At 65.6% G+C, this 3,944-nt stretch carries 3 protein-coding genes; 2 read left to right on the forward strand and 1 reads right to left on the reverse strand.

Going from position 1 to position 3,944, the window contains the following annotated elements; genetic code table 11:
* Positions 1 to 322, reverse strand: a 322-nt coding sequence (locus FVW27_RS09775; protein ID WP_341806118.1) for a homocysteine S-methyltransferase family protein, incomplete at its 3' end; no start/stop codon positions are given.
* A 390-nt stretch (positions 323 to 712) separates the two neighbouring features.
* Between FVW27_RS09775 and FVW27_RS09780 the strand changes: the two genes are divergently transcribed.
* Both FVW27_RS09780 and FVW27_RS09785 read left to right on the forward strand, forming a co-directional pair.
* The gene (locus FVW27_RS09780; protein ID WP_424991865.1) at positions 713 to 1,942 is read left to right on the forward strand and encodes a sigma-70 family RNA polymerase sigma factor; all 1,230 of its coding nucleotides are present in this window, start codon (positions 713 to 715) and stop codon (positions 1,940 to 1,942) included.
* Positions 1,943 to 1,978: 36 nt separating this feature from the next.
* Positions 1,979 to 3,790, forward strand: a complete 1,812-nt coding sequence (locus tag FVW27_RS09785) for a tetratricopeptide repeat protein (protein ID WP_208294728.1) — start codon at positions 1,979 to 1,981, stop codon at positions 3,788 to 3,790.
* Positions 3,791 to 3,944 lie beyond the last annotated feature (154 nt).

Consider the following 3,944-nt stretch of genomic DNA (forward strand, 5'->3'; position numbering starts at 1 on the left):
CCGCCACGAAGGCCTCGCGGCCACCGGCAAGCACGGCCTCGCGGGCGGCGCGGGCCATGGCGCGGTTGAATTCCACCACGTCGGGCGCGCCGGGGCCGGTACCCAGCTTGTACACGCAGCCGCCAAAGGAATTGGTGGTCAGCACGTCGGCCCCGGCCCGCAGGTAGTCGGCATGAATGCCCACCAGTACGTCGGGCCGGGCCAGGCAGAACAGCTCCGGGCTTACGCCGGGCGGCAACCCGCGCGACTGGAGCATGGTACCCATGCCGCCATCGAAGACCAGCCGACGACCTGACCGTAGCGCTTGACGAAAATCTGGCACAGCCTGTACTCCTGAAACTTGGCTCGCAGGCGATGAAGAGCCGTGCACCGCGAGTGTTCCGAAAACATGCCCGACCGGCGCGTACCGGCGCATGGGAAGGCCTGTGTACCGGAAAGCCTTGTAAAGGACAAACAAAAATCATACCATCCCGGCCTGTACGGCCCCGTCACGCATAGTGGGACCCCGCTACACGACGCACGAACCGGCGCAGCCTGCCCAGCGCCTTTACCGGATACCATGACCGATACAGTGAAAACGCCGCGCCGCGCCGCGCGCACGCGTGGCGCCAAGGCCTCCGGGCCCGCAGGGGCTTCCGGCGCGATGCCCCTTGCCCCTGAAGTTTCCGATGCGCCCCCCACGTCCGACATCGTGCTGGACGCCGAGGTGCTTCTGGACACGCAGCCGGAAGTTACCCCCAAGACCCGTGCCAAGGCCGCATCCGGCAAGTCCACTGCGGGCAAACCCACCCGCGGCCGCCGTGCCGCCTCTTCCCCCGCTGGCGATGGCGACGCTGGCGCACCGGCCTCCGCCATCCTGACCGACGAAGATCCCGACGAAGCGGACGAAGACGAAAGCGCCGACGACGAACTGGACATCGACTTCGACGGTCCCGTCGACGACGCCATTGACGTGGACCTGCTGCACGGCGACGACGATTCGTCGCATGCCCGACATGACGCACATGACGGGGCAGACGCGCATGACAAGAGCGAAGGCCGCCAGCGCTCCCTGCCCGTACTGCGCCCTGCCATGCCCGGCGCCTCCACGCGCGACTCGCTGCACCTGTATCTGCGTGAAATCAGCCGGTTTCCGCTGCTGAAGCCGGACGAGGAATTCGACCTTGCCCGCCGCGTGCAGGAACAGGGCGACAGCGACGCCGCCTTCCGGCTGGTCACCTCGCATCTGCGCCTGGTGGTCAAGATCGCCATGGACTTCCAGCGGCGCTGGATGCAGAATGTGCTGGATCTGATTCAGGAAGGCAACGTGGGCCTGATGCGCGCGGTCAACAAGTTCGACCCGGAAAAGGGCATCAAGTTCTCGTACTATGCCGCGTTCTGGATCAAGGCCTATATCCTCAAGTTCATCATGGACAACTGGAGGATGGTCAAGATCGGCACCACCCAGGCCCAGCGCAAGCTGTTCTACAATCTCAACAAGGAACGCCAGCGCCTTATCGCGCAGGGGTACGACCCCGACGCCGCCACCCTCTCGGAAAAGCTCAACGTTACCGTCGAGCAGGTCATCGAGATGGAGCAGCGGCTCGATTCGTCCGACATGTCGCTGGACATCACCGTGGGCGAGGATTCCGGCGGGGCCACCCGCATGGATTTCCTGCCCGCCCTAGGCCCCGGCATAGAGGAAACGCTGGCCAACAGCGAAATTGCGCGCATGGTGCAGGACAGGGTGCAGACCATCCTGCCGAAGCTGTCGGACAAGGAGGCATACATCCTCCAGCACCGCCTGCTTTCGGAACAGCCGGTCACCCTGCGCGAGATCGGCGAGAAGTACGACATCACCCGGGAACGCGTCCGGCAGATAGAGGCACGCCTGCTGCAAAAGCTGCGCGACCATCTGTTCAAGGAAATCCGCGACTTTTCCTCGGACTGGATATCACAGTAGCCGCCCGGCCCGGTCAGGCCGTTGCACGAGTCCTCCATGCCATCCATTCTTCGCATCGCCCCCGCCCGCAACGCCGCAGGCACGCTGGCGGCCATCCGGGCACCGCGCCGCACCGCTGCCGCCGAAACGTTCGTCGGAAAGTCCGGTCGGTCGCGCATCGGATCGCTTGCCCGCGCCGCCGCGCTGCTGGCGGCGGTCTGTCTGGCCACCGGCGTGTCCGGCTGTGCAACCCGCCAGCCCACCCCGGAACAGCCCGCCGCTCCCGTTGAATGGCGGCTGTCGCCAGATGCGGCCACCACCTACTATTATCTGCTGCTGGAGCAGGCGGGGCGCAATGGCAACATGCGTGATGCGCTGACCGCCATCGAACAGTTGGTGGCCCTCGACCCCTCGCCCAGGGTGTTCATCGACGGCGGCTCGTTCCTGCTTTCGCGCAAGGAAGCGACCCTGGCCCGGCAGGTGTTGCAGGAAGGCGTGACGCGCTACCCCGACGACCTGGACATCACCCTGCTGCTGGTGGAAACCTACCTTGAGGAAAACCGCACCGGCGACGCACTGTACACCCTGCGCAGCTTCGTAACCGCCCACGGAGATGACGAACAGGCCCGCCAGGAACTGGCCCTGCTGCTGGTGAAAACCCGCAACTTCGCCGAGGCGGACAAGCTGCTTGCCGCCATTGCCGAGCGCAACCGCACCCCCGTGCTGCGCTACTACCATGCCCGCGCCCTGGTGGGGCTGAACCGCCATTCCGAGGCGCTGGGCCAGTTGCGCAAGGCCGTTAAGGCCGCGCCCGACTTTCTGGAAGCCTGGGCGGAACTGGCCTTCATCTACGAGTTGCGCAAGGACTACGTGGAAGCCGAGCGCACCTACGAGCAGATCATCACCCTGGACGAAAGCAACCAGGACGTATGGCTGCGGCTCATCGCCATCAGCCTGAAGCTGAACAATCCGGCCAAGGCCTACGAACTGGCCCGCCAGGGGCCGGAAACCTTCGGCTTCCTGCTTACGGCGGCCACCCTGTTCCTGGAAGAAAAATTCTACGAACAGGCCGACGCCCTGCTCACCGTGGTCAAGGACACCCCCGGCGCGCCCGAAGAGGTGTACTTCTACCTGGCCGTGCTGTCCTTCGAGGGCAAGCGCGACCCGGCCGAGGCTCTTCACTGGTTGTCGGAAATCACCCCGACCAACAAGTACCACGACCGTGCCCTGCGCCTGAAAAGCCAGCTGCAGTACGAAACAGGCGACCTTACAGGGGCGCTGGCCACGCTGAAGGAAGGACAGAAGCTGTATCCCGGCCAGAAGGAATTCTGGCAGATGGAGGCCCAGCTGTACCTGAACAGCGACAAGCCGGAAGCGGCCCTGACCGTCATGGACGAGGCGCGCAGGTTCTGGCCCGATGACGCGGAAATCGCCTTCATGCGCGGCATCATCCTGGACGAGCGCGGGCAGAAGGCCGAGGCGTTCGCCATGATGGAGCAGGTTATCGCCGACCACCCGCGCCACGCCCAGGCCCTGAACTACGTGGGCTACACCCTGGCTGAACAGGGGCGCGATCTGGACCGGGCGCTGGAGCTGATCACCCGTGCCCTTGAAGAGTCGCCCGACAGTACCTACATCATCGATTCGCTGGCCTGGACGCACTACCGCCGGGGCGAACTGAACGAGGCGTGGCGGGCCATCGGCCGCGCCGTGGAACTGGGCGCCAGCGACCCCACCATCTGGGAACACTACGGCGACATCGCCGCCGCACTCGGCAAGAAGGCAGAGGCGCGCAAGGGCTATCGCAAGGCCCTGGAAATGTCGCCCGCCAACGCGGCGGACGTTACCGCCAAGCTCAAGAACCTGTGATGCACCTCCTTCGTCTTTCTCACGACCGATCCCTGGCGCACGGCATTGCCGTGCGCTGTTGCGTCCTGCTTCTGCTCGCCGTGGCCGCGCTGGCCCAGGGGTGCGCCCCGCGCGTGGCCCCAGGCGTGCCCGCCCCTGCGGAACAGGCCGACGC

The organism is Nitratidesulfovibrio liaohensis, assembly GCF_011682075.1.
Classification (GTDB): Bacteria; Desulfobacterota; Desulfovibrionia; order Desulfovibrionales; family Desulfovibrionaceae; genus Cupidesulfovibrio; species Cupidesulfovibrio liaohensis.

Coding starts and splice junctions, on each gene's coding strand:
- FVW27_RS09785 (WP_208294728.1), top strand. CDS start 1,979: ATGCCATCCATTCTTCGCATCGCCCCCGCCCGCAACGCCGCAGGCACG.